Source organism: Pseudomonas sp. PNPG3 (genome assembly GCF_023093815.1).
In the GTDB taxonomy this organism is placed as follows: Bacteria; Pseudomonadota; Gammaproteobacteria; order Pseudomonadales; family Pseudomonadaceae; genus Aquipseudomonas; species Aquipseudomonas asiatica.
Map to the genome: position 1 here is coordinate 1 of NZ_JALLKV010000064.1, position 17,744 is coordinate 17,744.

Below are 17,744 nucleotides of genomic sequence, written 5' to 3' on the forward strand. Positions count from 1 at the left end.
GCTTTGTCCCTCCTCCTCCCTTCAAGTCTAACCATACAAGCTGGCTTGCCGGCGAATGGGCTGCAAGGCAGCCCCGGGCCGTTACGCGGTCTTCTCTTCCAGATGAAGGTACAGGTTGTCGATCAACCGTGTGTTACCCAGGTAAGCCGCCGCAATCACCACCAGATCACGATCATCGATCATCGCGGGTCGCAGGCTTACCGCATGACGCACCTCAAGGTAATCCGGGCGGAAACCCGCGGCGGTCAACTGCGCCTTGCCTTCGGCAACCAGTGCGGCAAAGTCCCGCTGGCCATGGCGGATGGCTCCAGCGATATGCTGCAGCGTGCGGTACAGCGCAGGTGCCGTAGCACGCTGCTCCGGCGTGAGGTAGCCGTTACGCGACGACAGCGCCAGGCCGTCCTCGGCCCGCACGGTGGGCTCGCCGATGATCTGGATCGGCATGTTCAGGTCGCGCACCATGGCGCGGATCACCGCCAGCTGCTGGAAGTCCTTTTCACCGAACACGGCAAGGTCGGGCTGGACCATGTTGAACAGCTTGCTGACCACGGTGGCTACGCCTTCGAAATGACCGGGCCGGCTGGCGCCGCACAGGCCTTCGGAAAGGTGGGGTACGCTGACGCGGGTTTGCACGCTCATGCCGTCGGGGTACATCTCTTCGACGCTGGGCGCGAACAGCAGATTGCAGCCAGCCTGGAGCAGGCGCTCCTGGTCGGCGGCCAGGGTGCGCGGGTACTTGTCGAGGTCTTCGTTGGCGCCGAACTGCAGCGGGTTGACGAAGATGCTGGCGACCACGAAATCGGCGCGCTGTGCAGCCTTGGTCACCAGGGCGGCATGGCCGCTGTGCAGGTTGCCCATGGTAGGCACGAAGCCGATGCGCTTGCCTTCACCGCGGGCGCGGGCGACTGCGGCGCGCAGTTCACGGACGGTCTTGACTGTATTCATGCACTGAACCCGTGTTCGCTGCCTGGGAAGCTGACTTGCTTGACCGCCTCGACGTAAGCGACGAGGGCGCTGTGGATATCCGGCTGGCCTTGCATGAAGTTCTTCACGAACTTCGGTACGCGACCGCTCAGCGACAGGCCGAGCATGTCGTGCAGGACCAGGACCTGGCCATCGGTGCCGTTGCCAGCCCCAATGCCGATCACCGGGATGGATACGGCACTGGTGATTTCCGCCGCCAGTTCGCTGGGCACGCATTCGAGCAGCAGCATGGCTGCACCGGCCTGTTCCAGGGCGATCGCGTCGGCGCGCATCTGCCGGGCCTGGGCTTCCTGGCGGCCCTGGACCTTGTAGCCGCCCATCACGTTGACAGTCTGCGGTGTCAGGCCCATGTGCGCGCATACTGGCACGCCACGCTCGGCCAGCAGGCGGATGGTCTCGGCCAGCCAGGCAGCGCCTTCGATCTTGATCATGTGGGCGCCGGCCTGCATCAGCGTGGCGCTGTTGGCAAAGGCCAGCTCTGGTGTAGCGTGCGCCATGAACGGCAGGTCGGCAAGGATCAGCGCACCGTCGTTGCCACGTTTAACGCTGGCTGTATGGTAGGCCATGTCTGCGGTGGTCACCGGCAGTGTGCTGTCGTGGCCTTGCAGGACCATGCCCAGCGAGTCGCCCACCAGCAACACTTCGACACCGGCCTGGCTGGCAGCCTTGGCGAAGGTCGCGTCGTAGCAGGTCAGCATGGTGATTTTTTCACCCTTGGCCTTGAGGCCATTGAGGGTGGTCAGGGTTACTTCAGGCATGTAGGAAATTCCTCGTTCAGGCGCTGTAAGAAACGACTGCATTCAACGCGTGTAGTCATTTTCCGGAGCGGCACATCATCGCGCGTGATGTTCGGGCACAGGTCCGTCCGGGCCTAAATACGGGTATGCGGCACTTTGGTGCCACACGGGACGCCTATAGTCGTGAGCGAGGTGGGGGAAGTCAATCACCCTGTTACCGCATTGTTACGATCAGGGTGTTACTGGCGTTACCGCGCCAGTGTGCAAGGCTGGAACGCCCGGTTTACAGGCGTTTCAGGCCGACGAACGGGCAGTCGTCAAGCAGTTGCGCAAGGGCGCGGCCGTCGGCCAGGCGAAAATCGCCCGGTACCAGTTCCGCCAGCGGGTACAGCACAAAAGGCCGGGCATGCATGTGGTAATGCGGCACTTTCAGGCGCGGCTCATCGAGCACCTGGTCGCCGAACAGCAGGATGTCCAGGTCCAGTGTGCGCGGGCCCCAGCGTTCCTTGCGCACGCGGCCCTGATCGTTCTCGATGGCCTGCAGTGCATCGAGCAGGGCCAGCGGTGGCAGGGCGGTGTCCAGGGCGGCGACGGCGTTGGTGTAGCGCGGCTGGCCGGGCAGCAGCGAATCGCTGGTATACAGGGCCGAGGCCGCCACCAGGCGTGTGGCTTCGACCTGGTCGAGGGCCTGCAAGGCGCTGCGCAGCTGCTCGGCAGGTGCGTCCAGGTTGCTGCCCAGGCCGATATAGGCGCGGGTACTCACTCGAACGCCTCGTCGCCACTGCGCTTGCGCTTGCCACCGCTGCGCTTGCGTTTGCGCGGGCCGGCGCCGGTGCCTTCGTCACGGCTGCCCAGTTCGCGGATCATCTCGCGGCGCTCGCTGTCGTTGGCATCCTGGTAGTCGGTCCACCACTGGCCGAGGTCGTCGGTTTCTTCCCCGGCGCTTTCGCGCAGCAGCAGGAAGTCGTAGCCGGCGCGGAAGCGCGGGTTGTCCAGCAGCATGTCGGCGCGCTTGCCGCTGCGGCGTGGCAGGCGCTCCTGCATGTCCCAGATCTCGCGGATCGGCAGGGTGAAGCGCTTGGGGATGGCGATACGTGCGCATTGTTCGGCGATCAGGTCGTGGGCCGCACCGTTCATGGCCGGGATAGGCGGCACGCCCTGGTTCTGCAGGTGCAGCACGCGGGCCGGCAGGGCTGGCCACAGCAGCGCGGCGAAGAGGAAGTCCGGGGTTACCGGTTTGCCTTGCTTCACGCGCAGGTCGGTGTTGTTCAGCGCTTGGCTGATCAGCGTGTGGGTGTAGGTCGGGCGCTCGTCCAGGGCATGCGAACTGGCCGGGAAAAGCGGCTCGAACAACTGAAGGTCGACCAGCATTTCGAAGACGATGGCGCCCTGGCCGGAGAGGAACAGCTTGAGGCTCTCTTCGAACAGGCGCGCTGGCGGAATTTCGCGCAGCAGTGGGGCCAGCTCTCGAATCGGCTGGACCGTGTGTTTTTCGATGCCGAAGTCGAGCTTGGCGGCGAAGCGCACCGCGCGCAGCATGCGCACCGGGTCTTCCTGATAGCGGTGGGTAGGGTCGCCGATCAGGCGCAGCAAGCGGTTGCGGATATCGTGCACGCCGTTGGCGTAGTCGAGGATGCGCTCGCTGACCGGGTCGTAGTACAGGGCGTTGATGGTGAAGTCGCGACGTTGCGCGTCCTCTTCCAGGGTGCCGTACACGTTGTCACGCAGAATGCGGCCACTGGCATTGTGCGACGAACGGTGGCTGTCGCCCTGGTCGTCTTCCGAATGGTGGGCGCGGAAAGTTGCGACTTCGATGATTTCACGTCCGAAATGCACGTGGACCAGCTTGAAGCGGCGGCCAATGATGCGTGCGTTGCGGAACTCGGCACGGACCTGTTCAGGGGTGGCACTGGTGGCGACGTCGAAGTCTTTCGGCGTGATGCCCAGCATCAGGTCGCGGACACAGCCACCGACCAGGTAAGCCTGGTAACCGGCGCTCTGCAGGCGTTCCACGATGTTCACCGCATGGCGGCTGAATTGGTGGCGTTGCAGCGAGTGCTGGCTTTTGTTGATCACCTCAGGCGTGGTGCGCCTGTGGTGCGGGCCCGGTACGGGCGGGCGGAACGACTGGAACAGCTTCTTCAGCATGGGATGCACTGTTTGAAGGAATGTTCGGCCAAGAATAGGAGAATGGCCGCATGATGGGCGGGGATTCTAGCATTTACTCAAGGAATGGTGTAGGCGGGTAGCAGGATGCCTGCCAGAAGGGTAGAAACGACAAGGGGAGCCTAAGCTCCCCAAGAAGTCGTTGCGTGCTCTTATTGTTTTTTTGCTGGGCTTCTTGTTTTTGTTGAGTGCCCTGTCCACAAATCTCGAAGCTTGTGGACGACCCCCAATCCAGGGGTTAAGAGCAAACGGATTGCTTTGGTCGCTGATGTCACGTTGATCTGTCGATCCAACCAGTTCAGGCGCTGCTTTTTAGTGCAGTTTTTGTTGTTCTCTGCCTGGTTGTGGGGCAAGCCCCAAACACGCATCCTCTCCAAAAGAATCAGTTAGCTGCGCCTCCGCCGTCTTGTTTTTATTGTGCGTGAGCCGTTTCGTCTTGTTCTTATTCTGAGTTGCAGTGCTTGTTATTGTTCTTGTACCAGACATATAGCAGGTGCCGTGCCAACTTTTGCAAACCCAGTAAAATCAAGGGGTTGGAGGTGGCGAGCAGTTTTTCAGCGGTCGAAAATGTCGAAATTTCGTTACCGTACGCCTCGGGAACTGTTACGGCGGAAAGCTTGGGTAACAGATTTTTGCGGGGGCTGATGTGTTACCTGGGGTGTGTGCGCTGGCTTTGCTGGCCCTTTCGCGGGTGAACCCGCTCCCACAGAGACTGCGCAGGTTTCGCTAAATCTCGGTAAGCCGGCTTCTACAAGGATTGCACCACCCTTTAGGGCAGTGAGATTTCTGTGGGAGCGGGTTCACCCGCGAAGAGGCCGGAACGGCAGATAGAGAGGGATCAGGGCAGGAGGAACCTCCCGCCCAGGCAGCGTGGTTATTCGCTGGTAGCGTTGCTCTTGCGCCGCGGGATGCCCAGGCGCTGGCGGCGTTCCCACAGGCACTTGCGGCTGACCCCGAGCTTGCGGGCCAGCTCGGTCTCGGTCATGTGGTCCTGATGCTCGAGCACGAAGTGCTGGAAGTAGTCTTCCAGCGACAGGTCCTCGGTCGGCTCATGGCTGGCATTAGCCGAACTGGCCACGACCAGGGCGTTGTCGAGGATTTCGTCCTCTTCCAGGTCACCCAGCTCGATGTCGATGCCCAGCAGGTCGGCGGAAATTTCCGCACTCTCGCTGAGGATCACCGCGCGCTCAACGGCGTTTTCCAGCTCTCGCACGTTACCCGGCCAGCTGTAGTGACGAATGGCCTGCTCGGCTTCGGCCGAGAAGTGCAGGTCGTCGCGGCCGATGCGCGCGCTCTGGCGGGCGAGGAAGGCGCTGGCGATCTCGTTGACGTCGCTGCCGCGCTCGCGCAGGGCAGGCAGTTTCAGGGCGATCACGTGCAGGCGGTAATACAGGTCTTCACGGAACTGACCGGCCTTGGCCAGGTTCTTCAGGTCGCGGTGGGTCGCGGCGATCAGGCGTACATCGACCTTTTGCGACTGTACCGAACCCACCCGGCGAATCTCGCCTTCCTGCAGCACGCGCAGCAGGCGGGCCTGGGCTTCCAGCGGCAGTTCGCCGATTTCGTCGAGGAACAGGGTACCGCCATCGGCAGCCTCCACCAGGCCAGCGCGCCCGGCGCTGGCGCCGGTGAACGCGCCTTTCTCGTGGCCGAACAGCTCGGACTCGATCAGTGTCTCGGGGATGGCCGCGCAGTTCACCGAAATCATTGGTGCCTTGGCCCGACGCGACAGGTTGTGCAGGGCGCGTGCGACCAGCTCTTTGCCGGTGCCCGACTCGCCCTGGATCAACACATTGGAGTCGGTGGGCGCGACCTTGCGGATCTTGCTGTACATGTCCTGCATCGGCGGGCACGAGCCGATGATGCCGATTTCGCCATTGGCGGCCGCCGCGCTGCCTTTGTCGGCGGGGGCGGCCTTGCCATTGGTGGCGCGTGGCTCGGCCGCCGGTGCGGCAGCCGGGGCGTTCTGCCGGTCGCGCAGGATACGCGCAACCGCTTGCAGCATCTCGTCGTGGTCGAAGGGCTTGGCGATGTAGTCCACCGCGCCCATTTTCATCGAGTCTACCGCCGAGCGCAGGCTGGCGTAGCTGGTCATGATCAGCACCGGGGTGCCTTGGCCGAGCTTGATCAGTTCGGTGCCGGGTGCGCCTGGCAGGCGCAGGTCGCTGACGATCAGGTCGAAGGTGGCAATGCTGAAGCGTTCCTGGGCTTCCTGCACCGAGCCGGCTTCGCTGACCTGGTACTGGTTCCGTTCGAGCAGGCGACGCAAGGCCGAGCGGATGATGGTTTCGTCTTCGACGATCAGAATGTGCGGCATTGATTCAATTCTCTCGACGGTCTCGAATTTCAGGGGACGTCGCTACGACATGCCGGGGCAGGGTCACGCGGATCCGGGTGCCACGTTGCCGTTCGATATCGGCCGGGCTGTCGATGGTGATTTGCCCATAATGCTCTTCCACGATGGAATAGACCAGAGCAAGCCCCAGTCCGGTTCCTTCGCCCGGGTCCTTGGTGGTGAAGAAGGGTTCGAACAGGCGGTCCATGATGTTCTTCGGGATCCCGCTGCCTTCATCCTCGACGATCAGGTCGACGGTGTGCTCGCTGACTTCGCTGCGCACGCGCACGGCGCTGCCGGGCTTTGATGCGTCGCGGGCGTTGGAGAGCAGGTTGATCAGCACCTGGGCCAGGCGCTGCGGGTCCCCTTCGGCCCAGTGCTCCGGGTCGCAGAGGTTGAAGAACTGTACTTCGAAATTGCGCCGGTTCAACGCCAGCAGACCGATGGCGTCCTGCGCCACTTCGGCCAGGCATACCGGTTCTTCGCTGTTCTGGTGGCTGCCGCCGGCATGGGCGAAACTCATCAGCGACTGGACGATGCGCGATACCCGCTTGGTCTGTTCGAGAATCTGGCTGGACAGCTCGATGATTTCGCCATCGCCCTCACGCTCTTCGCGCAGGTTCTGCGCCAGGCAGGCGATGCCGGTGATCGGGTTGCCGATTTCGTGGGCCACGCCGGCGGCCAGACGGCCGATGCTGGCCAGGCGTTCGGAGTGCACCAATTTGTCTTCCAGGGCCTGGGTTTCGGTAAGATCCTCCACCAGCAGTACCAGGCCGCTGTTGCCCGGGGCCAGCGGCTCGTCGATGGCCGCCTTGTGCAGGTTCAGCCAGCGCGGCTGGCCGTCCAGCGCCAGGCGCTGCTTGTGCAGGTGCTCGTCTGGCACGTTGATGAAGCCTTGCAGCAGGCCGCGCCAGGGTTCGCTGATGGTGACCAGGCGCGAGCCGACCACGTGCTTGGCGGCGATGCCGGTGAGCTCTTCCATGGCCTTGTTCCACATCAGGATTTCCTGGTCCTTGGCCAGCGAGCAGACGCCCATGGGCAGTTCCTGCAGGGTCTGGCGGTGGTAGCGGCGCAGGGCGTCGAGCTCGGCGGCCAGGCCGGTCAGGCGCGAGTGGTAGTCTTCCAGGCGGCTTTCGATGAAGTGGATGTCCTCGGTCACGTAGTTTTCGTTACCGGACTTGTACGGCAGGAAGGTCTCGACCATGTCCTGGGCCACGCTCGGCCCCATCAGGCCGGACAGGTTGGCCTCGATGCGGTCGCGCAGGCGGCGCAAGGCATAGGGGCGGCGCTCGTCGAACGGCAGGTAGAGATCGCGCAGGGCCTGTTCCACTTCCTTCTGTGCGGCCTTGGCGCCCAGCGGCTTGGCCAGTTGGGTGGCGAACTCCTGTGGCGAGGCGGCGTGCAGCTCGCGGCGTTGCGGGCGGCGCACATTGTCCACTGCGCAGGCTTCGGCGGCGCTTACCTCTTCGTTGCTGGCGTTGGTGAACAGCGAGATCAGGGTGAACAACAGCACGTTGGCCGCCAGCGAGGCGATGGCCGCCATGTGCCAGCTGGTGTCGTCCAGCACGTAGATCATGTCCAGCAGCGGGATGTAGAAGCCCTGCAGGTTGCCCAGCAATGGCAGCAGCATGGTCACCATCCACACCAGGGTGCCGGCCAGCAGGCCGGCGATGAAGCCACGGCGGTTGGCAGTTGGCCAGTACAGCACCGACAGCACGCCCGGCAGGAACTGCAACGTGGCCACGAAGGCGACGATGCCCAGGTTGGCCAGGCTCTGGTGGTTGTTCTGGGTGAGGTAGAACATGAAGCCCGCGGTGATGATGGCGACGATCAGCGCGCGGCGGGTCCACTTCAGCCAGCGGTAGATGTTGCCTTCGGCCGGCGGCTGGTACAGCGGCAGCACCAGGTGGTTGAGGGCCATGCCCGACAGCGCCAGGGTTGTGACGATGATAAGCCCGCTGGCGGCCGACAAGCCGCCGATGTAGGCCAGCAGCGCCAGTGCCTGGTTGTTGGCGGCAAGCCCCAGGCCCAGGGTGAAGTATTCGGGGTTGGTGGTGGCGCCCAGACGCAGGCCGGCCCACAGCACCAGCGGCACGGCCAGGCTCATCAGCAGCAGGAACAGCGGCAGGCCCCAGCTGGCGCTGACCAGCGAGCGCGGGTTGAGGTTTTCGGTGAAGGCCATGTGGTACATGTGCGGCATGACGATGGCCGAGGCGAAGAACACCAGTAGCAAGGTGCGCCATGGACCTTCCTGCAGCGGCGTATGCAGAGCGGCCAGGGCGGTCTGGTTCTGCAGCAGCCACACTTCCAGTTCGTGCGGGCCGCCGAACACGCCATAAAGGGCATACAGGCCGATACCGCCCAGGGCCAGCAGCTTGATCACCGACTCGAAGGCGATGGCGAACACCAGCCCTTCGTGCTTTTCGCGTGTGGCGATGTGCCGCGAGCCGAAGAAGATGGTGAACAGGATGATGAGCGTACAGAAGGCGAAGGCCACACGTGCCTTGACCGGCTCACCGGTAAGGATACTGATCGAGTCGGCTACCGCCTGGATCTGCAGGGCCAGCAAGGGCAGAACGCCGATGAGCATGATGATGGTGGTCAGCGCCCCGGCCCAGGTGCTGCGGAAGCGGAACGCCAGCAGGTCGGCCAGCGAGGACAGCTGGTAGGTACGGGTGATCTTCAGGATCGGATAGAGCAGCACTGGCGCCAGCAGGAACGCGCCGGACACCCCCAGGTAACAGGCAAGGAAGCCGTAGCCGTACTGGTAGGCCAGGCCCACCGAGCCATAGAAGGCCCAGGCACTGGCGTATACGCCCAGCGACAGGGTGTAGGTCAGCGGGTGGCGAATGATCGAGCGCGGGATCAACCCCCGCTCGCTGATCCAGGCCACACCGAACAGCACCATGAGGTACGCGGCGCTGATCAGGATCATCTGGGTCAGGCTAAAGCTCATCGGCATCTCGTTGGCTCTGCAGGATGAAGGTGACGACGATCAGGATCAGCCAGAGCAGGTAAGGGCGGTACCAGGCTCCGGTCGGTTCGATCCACCAGTCCATGATGGCCGGGGAGAACAGGTAGATCCCCACGACCAGAAGCAGGACCAAACGATAGATGTACATGCTGGCCTCGATGGTTGGGCGCTGCGGGCTTGGACTTATTATTGGCGCAAATGGCTGGGGGGATGCTAGCGGGAATCCATGGTGTTCGCCAAGAGGTTGAATTTATTGGGCTTTTGTTTTTGAGGGATGGGTTGCTTGTGCCGGCCTCTTCGCGGGTGAACCCGCTCCCACAGGTAATGCGCTTTCCTCAGGTGTGGTGAGGGCCCTGTGGGAGCGGGTTTACCCGCGAAAGGGCCGGGCCTGCCTCAGCGCAAATCAGCCTCTGGCACCGTGGTCCGCTGTGCAATCGCCTCGGGCCGCCACTGTTTGCGAGCTACCGCCAATACCTCCGCCGGCGTTGCCAGCAGCAACTCGGGGTCGGCTTTCTGCCCCAGCGCCCGCAACGCCCGCAGCAACAGCGGTGTCGCCTGGTCCGCCTGCAGCGGCGGCGAGCGGTACGACTTGCCCAGCTTGTGCCCGTCCGGCTGCACGATCAGCGGAATATGCAGGTAACGCGGCTGCGAGAAGCCCAGCAACTCTTGCAGGTACAGCTGGCGCGGGGTGTTGTCGAGCAGGTCGGCGCCACGCACGATGTCGGTAACACCTTGCCAGGCATCGTCCAGTACCACCGCCAGTTGGTAGGCATACAGCCCGTCGCGGCGCTGGATGACGAAATCGCCCACTTCACGCCCCAGGTGCTGCTGGAACTCGCCCTGTACGCGGTCGGTAAAGCGGTAGATCAGCTCTGGCACGCGCAGGCGGATCGCCGCGCCATCCCTAGCATGCCCGGCATTGCGGCAAAGGCCCGGGTAGATACCGTTGTAACCCTCAAGCTGCTTGCGCGAGCAGGTGCAGGCGTAGGCCAGGCCCATGTTGAACAGGCGGTCGACCACCGCGGCATAGGCATCGTGCCGCTGGCTCTGGAACACCACTTCGCCGTCCCACTCCAGGCCGTAGCGCTCCAGGGTCTGCAGGATCGCATCGCGAGCACCGGGCATTTCCCGAGGCGGGTCGGTGTCTTCCATGCGCAGCAGCCAGCGGCCGTTCACGGCGCGGGCATCGAGCCAGGAGGCGAGGGCGGCGACCAGCGAGCCGAAGTGCAGGAAGCCGCTGGGGGTGGGGGCGAAACGTCCGATGTAGCTTGAGTGGGTCATGGTCAGGCTGGGCATATAAATGAAACGGGGCGCATGATGCGCCCCGTTCAGGTGGAAAGAAAGATCAGCCTTTGCCGACCGTCTTTTCCTTTTTCTCGGCGATTTCCTTGCAGTCGAAGCACAGGTCGGCGGTAGGGCGGGCCTCCAGGCGACGCAGGCCGATCTCGATGCCGCACGATTCGCACCAGCCGTACTCGTCGGCCTTGATCTTGTCGAGGGTCTTGTCGATTTTCTTGATCAGCTTGCGCTCGCGATCGCGGTTGCGCAGCTCCAGGGCGAATTCTTCTTCCTGGCTGGCACGGTCGGCCGGGTCTGGGAAGTTGGCTGCCTCGTCCTTCATGTGGTCCACAGTGCGGTCCACACTGGTCATCAGCTCTTGCTTCCAGGCGCCGAGAAGCTTGGTGAAGTGCTTCTTCATGGGCTCGCCCATGTACTCTTCACCTTTGGATTCTACGTAGGGCTCGACACCGTACATGGTCTGGGCTTTTTGCTTTTCTACGGTGGACATGAATAGACCGCCTCTCACTCATCTGATCCAATGCGCAGGCTGCTCCATCTCCGGCACCCGCCGGCCCTGCGACTGCGAGCCGCCGAACTTACCAGATAGATCGGGGGTGCGCTACCCCGCCCGATCCTGGTAATTGACAGCGGCCTGAGCCGCACGTTCGGTGGCGTGCAGAGGTAGAATCTCCAGTTTAGACCCAATTGAGAGAAGGTCATGGCCCACCCCTACAGTGCGCGCAGCCGCGCCATCGAACCCTTCCACGTCATGGCGCTGCTGGCCCGGGCCAACGAGCTGCAGGCGGCCGGACACGACGTGATCCACCTGGAAATCGGCGAGCCGGACTTCACCACGGCCGCGCCCATCGTTGCCGCCGGCCAGGCAGCATTGGCCGCCGGGCACACCCGCTACACCGCCGCACGCGGCCTGCCGGCACTGCGCGAAGCCATTGCTGGTTTCTACGGCCAGCGTTATGGCCTTAGCGTCGACCCTGAGCGCATCCTCATCACCCCGGGTGGTTCCGGTGCGCTGCTGCTGGCCAGCAGTCTGCTGGTCGACCCAGGCAAACATTGGCTGCTGGCCGACCCAGGCTACCCGTGCAACCGCCACTTCCTGCGCCTGGTCGAGGGCGGGGCGCAGCTTGTGCCGGTGGGTCCGGATGTGAATTACCAGCTGACTGCCGACCTTGTCGACCGCTACTGGGACAAGGACACGGTCGGAGCCCTGGTCGCCTCGCCGGCCAACCCGACCGGTACCGTGCTGGGGCGTGACGACCTGGCCAACCTGTCCCGCGCCACCCGTGAACGGCACGGCCATCTGGTGGTGGACGAGATCTATCACGGGCTGACCTATGGCATGGACGCGCCCAGCGTGCTGGAAGTGGACGACTCGGCATTCGTCCTGAATAGTTTTTCCAAGTATTTCGGCATGACCGGTTGGCGCCTCGGCTGGCTAGTGGCGCCTCCTGGCGCGGTGGCCGACCTGGAGAAGCTGGCACAGAACCTGTACATTAGTGCGCCAAGCATGGCCCAACATGCCGCGCTGGCGTGTTTCCAGCCCGAAACCCTGGCCATTTTCGAGGAGCGCCGCGCCGAGTTCGCCCGCCGCCGCGACTACCTGTTGCCCGCCCTGCGCGAACTGGGCTTTCGCATTGCCGTCGAGCCGCAGGGGGCGTTCTACTTGTATGCCGACATCAGTGCCTTTGGCGGTGATGCGTTCGCCTTCTGCCGGCACTTCCTGGAGACCGAGCACCTGGCCTTCACCCCGGGCCTGGACTTCGGCCGTCACCTGGCCGGCCACCATGTGCGCTTTGCCTACACCCAGAGCCTGCCGCGCCTGGAAGAGGCGGTGCAGCGGATTGCTCGCGGCCTGCGGAGCTGGCAAGGCTGATGCAGTTCCATCCCCCACTCGAACAGGGCCGCCTGCTGCGCCGCTACAAACGCTTTCTGGCGGATATCGAACTGCCCGGCGGCGAACAACTCACCATCCACTGCCCCAACACCGGCTCCATGCTCAACTGCATGCGTGAAGGCGGGCAGGTGTGGTTCAGCCGCTCCAACGACCCCAAGCGCAAGCTCCCGGGCACTTGGGAAATCAGCGAAACCCCGCAGGGGCGGCTGGCCTGTGTGAATACCGGGCGGGCCAATGCGCTGGTCGAAGAGGCCCTGCGTGCCGGCATCATCGCCGAACTGGCCGGTTTCAGTGCGCTAAGGCGTGAGGTAGCCTACGGCGAGGAAGGCAGCCGCATCGACTTTCGCCTGGAGTTCGACGGTGCCCCGGCCTATGTCGAAGTCAAGAGCGTGACCCTGGGCTACCCAGCCAGCACGGTCGCGGCCTTTCCTGATGCGGTGACCCAGCGCGGCGCCAAGCACCTGCGAGAGCTGGCGAAGTTGGCCAGGCAAGGCGTGCGGGCTGTGCAGCTGTATTGTGTGAACCTGACCGGTATCGACGCGGTGCGCCCGGCCGAGGAAATCGATGCGGCTTATGCTCAGGCCCTGCGCGCGGCAGTTTCAGATGGAGTGGAGGTGCTGGCCTACGGCGCACGCCTGGACTCCGAAGGCATTGTCATCGACCGCCGCCTGCCGGTGCTGCTTACCCCTTGAGCCAGATGCCCTGGCTGTCCTCGTGGCAGCTCAGGGCCTGCAGTTGCTCGCCCTCGCACGGCCCGGCCACGCATTCTCCACTTTCGATCAGAAACAGCGCGCCATGATGGGCGCAGTGAATCAGGCTGGCGCTGTCATCGAGAAACGCATCTTCTACCCAGTTCAGCGGGATGCCGCGGTGCGGGCAACGGTTGCGGTAGAGGTACACCTGGCCCTGGCGGCGTACGCCGAACAGTTCGATGCCGTCTACGCTGAAGGCGCGGCTTTGGCCTTCGGCCAGGCCGTGGGAGGTACAAAGGAAGTGCATGGCAAAGACGACTCGTGGAACAAGTGATGGCTTGACGCTTCAATGCGAATAATTATCAAATTGTCCATATTCGCTGCGCCCGGCTGCCTATGGTGCGCAGTTCCGTCGCTCGCCACAAGGCGCGCGGCTCGCCTGCAGAAGGAACCCGATGATGCGCCGTCCTGTCGCCTTGCTCGCTCTGTGCGCGAGCGTTGTGCTGTCCACCCAGGCCCTGGCGGCCGAGCTGCCGCAGCGTTGGGTCAGCGCTGGTGGCGCACTGAGCGAATGGATCAGCGCACTTGGCGGTGAAGCGCGCTTGGTGGGTGTGGACACCACCAGCCAGCACCCGCAATCGCTGAAGTCACTGCCTAGCGTCGGCTACCAGCGGCAGTTGTCTGCGGAAGGCATTCTCAGCCTGCGCCCGGATGTGCTGGTGGGCACCGAAGAAATGGGGCCGCCACCGGTACTGGCGCAAATCCGCAAGGCTGGCGTGCGGGTCGAACTGTTCTCCAGCAAAGCCGAGGTGGCGGCGGTGGATGAAAACCTCAAGCATCTGGGGCAATTGCTGGGCGCAGAAGAGCAGGCCGCGGTCTTGGCGTCGGGTTACCACCAGCAGCTCGATGCCTTGCAGGCCAGGGTCAGGCAGGCCCAGGCCGGGCAGAAGGCGCCAGGAGTGTTGCTGCTAGTCGGGCATGCGGGTGCCAAGCCGCTGATCGCCGGGCAGGGTACCGCTGGCGACTGGCTGCTGAGCCAGGCAGGCGGGCGCAACTTGGCAGAACATCAGGGCTACAAGAATTTCTCCAGCGAAGCACTGGCTGCGCTGGACCCGGATGTGATCGTGTTTTCCGACCGGGCGCTGGCCGATGACCAAGCCTTGAAGGCGTTGCTGAAAGAAAACCCCGCGCTGGCGACCTCGCGCGCCGTGCGAGAGAAACGCCTGGTATCGCTTGACCCGACACTATTGGTCGGCGGGCTCGGGCCACGCCTGCCGGCAACACTTCAGTTGCTTGCGGCTACCTTCTATCCGGCCGCCAAGATCAGCCTCTACCAATGAAACAACGGGTCCAGCCACGCACACTGTTCGTTTGCCTGGGCCTGTTGTGCCTGTTGGCGGTGTGGTTGTCTTTGGCCTTGGGGCCGGTCAGCCTGCCGTTGTTCGATACCCTGCGTGCCGGCTTGCGCTTGCTGGGGTTACCCATTGCCGCTGACGGCCTGCAGCAGGCCGAGATGATCCTCGGCCAGATCCGCCTGCCGCGCACCTTGCTGGGATTGGCGGTGGGCGCGGTGCTGGCGCTGTCTGGTGTGGCCATGCAGGGGCTGTTCCGTAACCCTCTGGCCGACCCCGGGCTGGTAGGGGTTGCCGCCGGAGCAGCGGTGGGCGCGGCGGTGGCCATCGTTGGCGGCAGTTGGCTGGGCGGCATGCCGGATGTGCTTGCCCCCTACCTGTTGTCGCTGTGCGCTTTCATCGGCGGGCTGGGCGTGACTGCGCTGGTTTATCGTCTGGGGCGACGCGACGGCCAGACCAACGTCGCCACGATGCTGCTGGCCGGTGTGGCCATGACCGCGCTGGGCGGTGCTGCCGTGGGGTTGTTCTCCTACCTGGCCGACGACGCCACGCTGCGCACGCTGACCTTCTGGAACTTGGGCAGCCTCAATGGTGCCAGTTACCAGCGGCTGTGGCCTTTGCTGCTGGTGGCTGCGGGCGTGGCAGTGTGGCTGCCACGTCGGGCCAAGGCGTTGAATGCCATGCTGCTTGGTGAATCGGAGGCGCGTCACCTGGGCATTGACGTGGAGCGGCTCAAGCGCGAGCTGGTGTTCTGCACGGCGCTGGGCGTGGGTGCGGCGGTGGCGGCAGCAGGGCTGATCGGTTTCATCGGCCTGGTGGTGCCGCACCTGGTGCGCCTGCTGGCCGGGCCTGATCACCGTGTGGTGCTGCCAGCTTCCTTGTTGGCTGGCGGTGCGCTGATGCTGTTCGCCGATTTGGCGGCGCGGCTGCTGCTGGCGCCTGCCGAGCTGCCGATCGGCATCGTCACGGCCTTTATCGGCGCACCGTTCTTCCTGTTCCTGCTGATACGAGGGCGCAGTTGATGTTGCAAGCCGAGGGGCTGTACTTGCGGCGGGGCAGCAACGAAGTGCTGCATGACATTCATCTGCAGCTGAGCCAGGGGCAGGTGGTGGGTGTGCTCGGCCCCAACGGTGCCGGCAAGAGCAGCCTGCTAGGAGTACTGTGTGGTGAGCTGGCGCCCAATCACGGGCGGGTGACGCTACAGGGCAGGCCACTGGCGGACTGGGCAGGGCAGGAGCGAGCCAGGCGCCTGGCGGTGTTGCCGCAGGTGTCCAGCCTGGGGTTCTCGTTCCGGGTCGAGGAAGTGGTGGGCATGGGGCGCATGCCCCATGGCACCGGGCAGCGGCGCGATGCTGAAATCGTCGAAGCGGCCTTGCGGGCAGCGGATGCCTGGCACCTGGTGGAGCGCAGTTACCTGGCGTTGTCTGGCGGCGAGCGGCAAAGAGTGCACCTGGCTCGGGTGCTGGCGCAGCTGTGGCCGGGCGAGGCGGGTTCAACGCTGCTGCTGGACGAGCCAACCTCGATGCTCGACCCGTTGCACCAGCACACCACCCTCGAAGCCGTGCGCCGCTTTGCCGACCGTGGCGCCGCGGTGCTGGTGATCCTGCATGACCTGAACCTGGCGGCGCGCTACTGTGATCGTATCCTGCTGCTGGAGCAGGGGCGCTGCCATGCCTTTGCCGCACCCGAAGCAGTGCTGACGCCGGCGGCGTTGAAGGCGGTATACGGGATCGACGTACTGGTACAGGCGCACCCGGAGCGTGGGCATCCGCTGATCATCACCCGCTAACGCTGGCGCGGTCCTACAAGGGCTCGTGCAGGCCATAAATGGAGGTGCTGTCCATGCGACATCCGCTGCTGTCCGCTTTCTCGCTGTGCCTGGTGCTGGAACTGGGTGGCTGCCAGGCCAGCCTGCCGCCCCTGCCCGCCTGGCAGAGCAGTGAGGGGCGCAGCCATGCCGAGCTGGGGCATATCGTCGATCTTGCTGATGGTCAGCTGATCAGCCCTGAGCAACTGGTGCAGCGCCTGTCTACCGCTCCCCGGGTACTGGTCGGCGAGAAACACGACAACCCCGACCATCACGCACTGCAGCTGTGGATGCTGCGCGCCCTACAAGGCCAACGTGTGCAGGGCAGCCTGCTGCTGGAAATGCTGCAGCCCGAGCAGCAACCGCTGCTGGACAACCTCGCGGGGCAACCTTTGCCGGTAGACCTGCCCAAGGCCTTGGCCTGGCAGGACGGCTGGGATTGGCAGCTGTACGGGCCAATCGTGACCGAGGCTTTGCAGCAGCGGGTGCCTGTGCTGGCCGCCAACCTCTCGCCCGGCGAGATGCGCCAGGCCTATCGTCAGCCGGCTTCGTTACCGGGCGAACGCTCCAATGCGCCGACGGTCAAGGCCGCCTTGCTGGAGCATGTGCGTGCCGGGCATTGCGGGATGCTGCCAGAAAGCCAGTTGCCGGCGATGCTGGCCGTGCAGCAGCAGCGCGACCGGCGCATGGCCGAGCGCTTGCTGGCGGCGCCGCAGCCAGCACTGCTGCTGGCCGGGGCCTATCACGTGCGCAAGGACCTGGGTGTACCGTTGCACTTGGCTGACCTGCAAGCGCAGGGGGAGAGCAAGGTGCTACTGCTAGCTGAGGTTGGTGAGCAGGTCGAGGCAGGCGAGGCTGATTTTGTGTGGTACACGGCAGCGATGCCGGAGCAGGACTATTGCGCGCAACTGCGGTGACGGGGCTGTAATAGGCAAAAAAAGACCCGGCAAATTGCCGGGTCAATAACCGTGATTAGCCTGATGAGGAGATAATCTGAGAGTCCGAACCAGGGGCTCTTAGCTTATCCAACCAGTCTCGCGACCAGTTGTGATAATCATAACTATTCTCATTTCGACGTCAATCCCTTTCCCGAGATTATTTCTGATTTTTTTGCGCAGGGCTTTTCGCATCCAGTTGTTGGTTGAGCGCTTCTTTGCGCTCCAGCGGCAAATCGTTCCAGTGCATGTCCAGCAGGGCGCCTTCAATGGCATACAACAGCACCTTCGATGCGCGGAACCCTCGTGTCTTCACGGCCTGGTACGCACCTACCGCGCCCAGGCGGCGCAGATCCGATGCACTGTGGATGCCGGCTGCATGCAGCCACTGCGCAGAGGTCTTGCCAAGGTTCTTCAGATGCTGCAATTCATCGTTCATCGAGCCTCCTTGCGATGGCTGAACGGGGATTGGGGGATAAATCGCGAGCAGGTCAGAGAGGAGTGTAGCGGGGGATAGGAAATGCGCGGCCTTTTGCCATAGGGGGCGACGAGATGTCCTGTGCCGGCCT

Annotated in this window: 17 protein-coding genes; 6 read left to right on the forward strand and 11 right to left on the reverse strand. The window is 63.9% G+C overall.

Going from position 1 to position 17,744, the window contains the following annotated elements; translation table 11 throughout:
- Window positions 1-81 precede the first annotated feature (81 nt).
- The 9 genes from panC to dksA all read right to left on the reverse strand — a co-directional run bounded on the left by panC (window position 82) and on the right by dksA (window position 10,985).
- A complete protein-coding gene (panC, locus tag MJ643_RS26705) occupies window positions 82-945 on the reverse strand; it encodes a pantoate--beta-alanine ligase (RefSeq protein WP_013974275.1) in 864 nt (287 codons plus the stop codon).
- Window positions 942-1,742, reverse strand: coding sequence for a 3-methyl-2-oxobutanoate hydroxymethyltransferase (gene panB, locus MJ643_RS26710; RefSeq protein ID WP_023661348.1), 801 nt, complete (start codon window positions 1,740-1,742; stop codon window positions 942-944). The genes panC and panB overlap by 4 nt, the downstream gene beginning before the upstream one ends.
- 262 nt (window positions 1,743-2,004) lie before the next feature.
- Complete coding sequence (folK, locus tag MJ643_RS26715) at window positions 2,005-2,484, reverse strand: 2-amino-4-hydroxy-6-hydroxymethyldihydropteridine diphosphokinase (RefSeq protein WP_247727113.1); 480 nt, start codon at window positions 2,482-2,484, stop codon at window positions 2,005-2,007.
- Window positions 2,481-3,869, reverse strand: coding sequence for a polynucleotide adenylyltransferase PcnB (locus MJ643_RS26720; protein ID WP_247727114.1), 1,389 nt, complete (start codon window positions 3,867-3,869; stop codon window positions 2,481-2,483). The genes folK and MJ643_RS26720 overlap by 4 nt, the downstream gene beginning before the upstream one ends.
- An 892-nt stretch (window positions 3,870-4,761) precedes the next feature.
- A complete protein-coding gene (locus tag MJ643_RS26725; protein WP_013974271.1) occupies window positions 4,762-6,204 on the reverse strand; it encodes a sigma-54 dependent transcriptional regulator in 1,443 nt (480 codons plus the stop codon).
- A 4-nt stretch (window positions 6,205-6,208) separates the two neighbouring features.
- The gene (locus tag MJ643_RS26730; protein ID WP_023661523.1) at window positions 6,209-9,184 is read right to left on the reverse strand and encodes a sensor histidine kinase; all 2,976 of its coding nucleotides are present in this window, start codon (window positions 9,182-9,184) and stop codon (window positions 6,209-6,211) included.
- Window positions 9,168-9,344 (reverse strand): hypothetical protein, encoded by a 177-nt coding sequence (locus MJ643_RS26735; protein ID WP_003250005.1) that lies wholly within the window; start codon window positions 9,342-9,344, stop codon window positions 9,168-9,170. The genes MJ643_RS26730 and MJ643_RS26735 overlap by 17 nt, the downstream gene beginning before the upstream one ends.
- A 245-nt stretch (window positions 9,345-9,589) precedes the next feature.
- The gene (gene gluQRS, locus MJ643_RS26740; protein ID WP_024087757.1) at window positions 9,590-10,477 is read right to left on the reverse strand and encodes a tRNA glutamyl-Q(34) synthetase GluQRS; all 888 of its coding nucleotides are present in this window, start codon (window positions 10,475-10,477) and stop codon (window positions 9,590-9,592) included.
- Between the two features lie 64 nt (window positions 10,478-10,541).
- Window positions 10,542-10,985, reverse strand: a complete 444-nt coding sequence (dksA, locus tag MJ643_RS26745; RefSeq protein ID WP_003259209.1) for an RNA polymerase-binding protein DksA — start codon at window positions 10,983-10,985, stop codon at window positions 10,542-10,544.
- A gap of 210 nt (window positions 10,986-11,195) precedes the next feature.
- On the opposite strand from dksA, the gene MJ643_RS26750 reads away from it, so the two are divergent.
- Both MJ643_RS26750 and sfsA read left to right on the forward strand, forming a co-directional pair.
- Complete coding sequence (locus tag MJ643_RS26750; protein ID WP_013974267.1) at window positions 11,196-12,368, forward strand: pyridoxal phosphate-dependent aminotransferase; 1,173 nt, start codon at window positions 11,196-11,198, stop codon at window positions 12,366-12,368.
- The gene (sfsA, locus tag MJ643_RS26755) at window positions 12,368-13,081 is read left to right on the forward strand and encodes a DNA/RNA nuclease SfsA (RefSeq protein ID WP_013974266.1); all 714 of its coding nucleotides are present in this window, start codon (window positions 12,368-12,370) and stop codon (window positions 13,079-13,081) included. Before MJ643_RS26750 ends, sfsA begins: the two co-directional genes overlap by 1 nt.
- Here sfsA and MJ643_RS26760 read toward each other — a convergent pair.
- Entirely contained in the window at window positions 13,071-13,388 is a 318-nt protein-coding gene (locus tag MJ643_RS26760; protein WP_013974265.1) for a Rieske (2Fe-2S) protein, read from the reverse strand. The genes sfsA and MJ643_RS26760 overlap by 11 nt on opposite strands.
- Window positions 13,389-13,536: 148 nt before the next feature.
- Between MJ643_RS26760 and MJ643_RS26765 the strand changes: the two genes are divergently transcribed.
- Genes MJ643_RS26765 through MJ643_RS26780 form a run of 4 tightly spaced genes read left to right on the forward strand, consistent with a single transcriptional unit; the run spans window position 13,537 to window position 17,157 of the window.
- The gene (locus MJ643_RS26765; protein ID WP_038410153.1) at window positions 13,537-14,421 is read left to right on the forward strand and encodes an ABC transporter substrate-binding protein; all 885 of its coding nucleotides are present in this window, start codon (window positions 13,537-13,539) and stop codon (window positions 14,419-14,421) included.
- A gap of 50 nt (window positions 14,422-14,471) precedes the next feature.
- On the forward strand, window positions 14,472-15,455 hold the full coding sequence (locus MJ643_RS26770) for an iron ABC transporter permease (protein WP_162097118.1): 984 nt from the start codon (window positions 14,472-14,474) through the stop codon (window positions 15,453-15,455).
- Window positions 15,455-16,222 (forward strand): heme ABC transporter ATP-binding protein, encoded by a 768-nt coding sequence (locus MJ643_RS26775; RefSeq protein WP_013974262.1) that lies wholly within the window; start codon window positions 15,455-15,457, stop codon window positions 16,220-16,222. The genes MJ643_RS26770 and MJ643_RS26775 overlap by 1 nt, the downstream gene beginning before the upstream one ends.
- Before the next feature lie 53 nt (window positions 16,223-16,275).
- Window positions 16,276-17,157, forward strand: coding sequence for a ChaN family lipoprotein (locus tag MJ643_RS26780; protein WP_024087753.1), 882 nt, complete (start codon window positions 16,276-16,278; stop codon window positions 17,155-17,157).
- Between the two features lie 178 nt (window positions 17,158-17,335).
- On the opposite strand, the gene MJ643_RS26785 is transcribed toward MJ643_RS26780, so the two are convergent.
- Complete coding sequence (locus MJ643_RS26785; protein WP_013974260.1) at window positions 17,336-17,614, reverse strand: TfoX/Sxy family protein; 279 nt, start codon at window positions 17,612-17,614, stop codon at window positions 17,336-17,338.
- Between the last annotated feature and the right edge of the window lie 130 nt (window positions 17,615-17,744).

Excerpts from the sequence above, each read along its gene's own strand:
- panC (WP_013974275.1), bottom strand. The coding sequence starts at position 945 with ATGAATACAGTCAAGACCGTCCGTGAACTGCGCGCCGCAGTCGCCCGC.
- panB (WP_023661348.1), bottom strand. The coding sequence starts at position 1,742 with ATGCCTGAAGTAACCCTGACCACCCTCAATGGCCTCAAGGCCAAGGGT.
- MJ643_RS26720 (WP_247727114.1), bottom strand. The coding sequence starts at position 3,869 with ATGCTGAAGAAGCTGTTCCAGTCGTTCCGCCCGCCCGTACCGGGCCCG.
- MJ643_RS26725 (WP_013974271.1), bottom strand. The coding sequence starts at position 6,204 with ATGCCGCACATTCTGATCGTCGAAGACGAAACCATCATCCGCTCGGCC.
- MJ643_RS26730 (WP_023661523.1), bottom strand. The coding sequence starts at position 9,184 with ATGCCGATGAGCTTTAGCCTGACCCAGATGATCCTGATCAGCGCCGCG.
- MJ643_RS26735 (WP_003250005.1), bottom strand. The coding sequence starts at position 9,344 with ATGTACATCTATCGTTTGGTCCTGCTTCTGGTCGTGGGGATCTACCTG.
- gluQRS (WP_024087757.1), bottom strand. The coding sequence starts at position 10,477 with ATGACCCACTCAAGCTACATCGGACGTTTCGCCCCCACCCCCAGCGGC.
- dksA (WP_003259209.1), bottom strand. The coding sequence starts at position 10,985 with ATGTCCACCGTAGAAAAGCAAAAAGCCCAGACCATGTACGGTGTCGAG.
- MJ643_RS26750 (WP_013974267.1), top strand. The coding sequence starts at position 11,196 with ATGGCCCACCCCTACAGTGCGCGCAGCCGCGCCATCGAACCCTTCCAC.
- sfsA (WP_013974266.1), top strand. The coding sequence starts at position 12,368 with ATGCAGTTCCATCCCCCACTCGAACAGGGCCGCCTGCTGCGCCGCTAC.
- MJ643_RS26760 (WP_013974265.1), bottom strand. The coding sequence starts at position 13,388 with ATGCACTTCCTTTGTACCTCCCACGGCCTGGCCGAAGGCCAAAGCCGC.
- MJ643_RS26765 (WP_038410153.1), top strand. The coding sequence starts at position 13,537 with ATGATGCGCCGTCCTGTCGCCTTGCTCGCTCTGTGCGCGAGCGTTGTG.
- MJ643_RS26775 (WP_013974262.1), top strand. The coding sequence starts at position 15,455 with ATGTTGCAAGCCGAGGGGCTGTACTTGCGGCGGGGCAGCAACGAAGTG.
- MJ643_RS26780 (WP_024087753.1), top strand. The coding sequence starts at position 16,276 with ATGCGACATCCGCTGCTGTCCGCTTTCTCGCTGTGCCTGGTGCTGGAA.
- MJ643_RS26785 (WP_013974260.1), bottom strand. The coding sequence starts at position 17,614 with ATGAACGATGAATTGCAGCATCTGAAGAACCTTGGCAAGACCTCTGCG.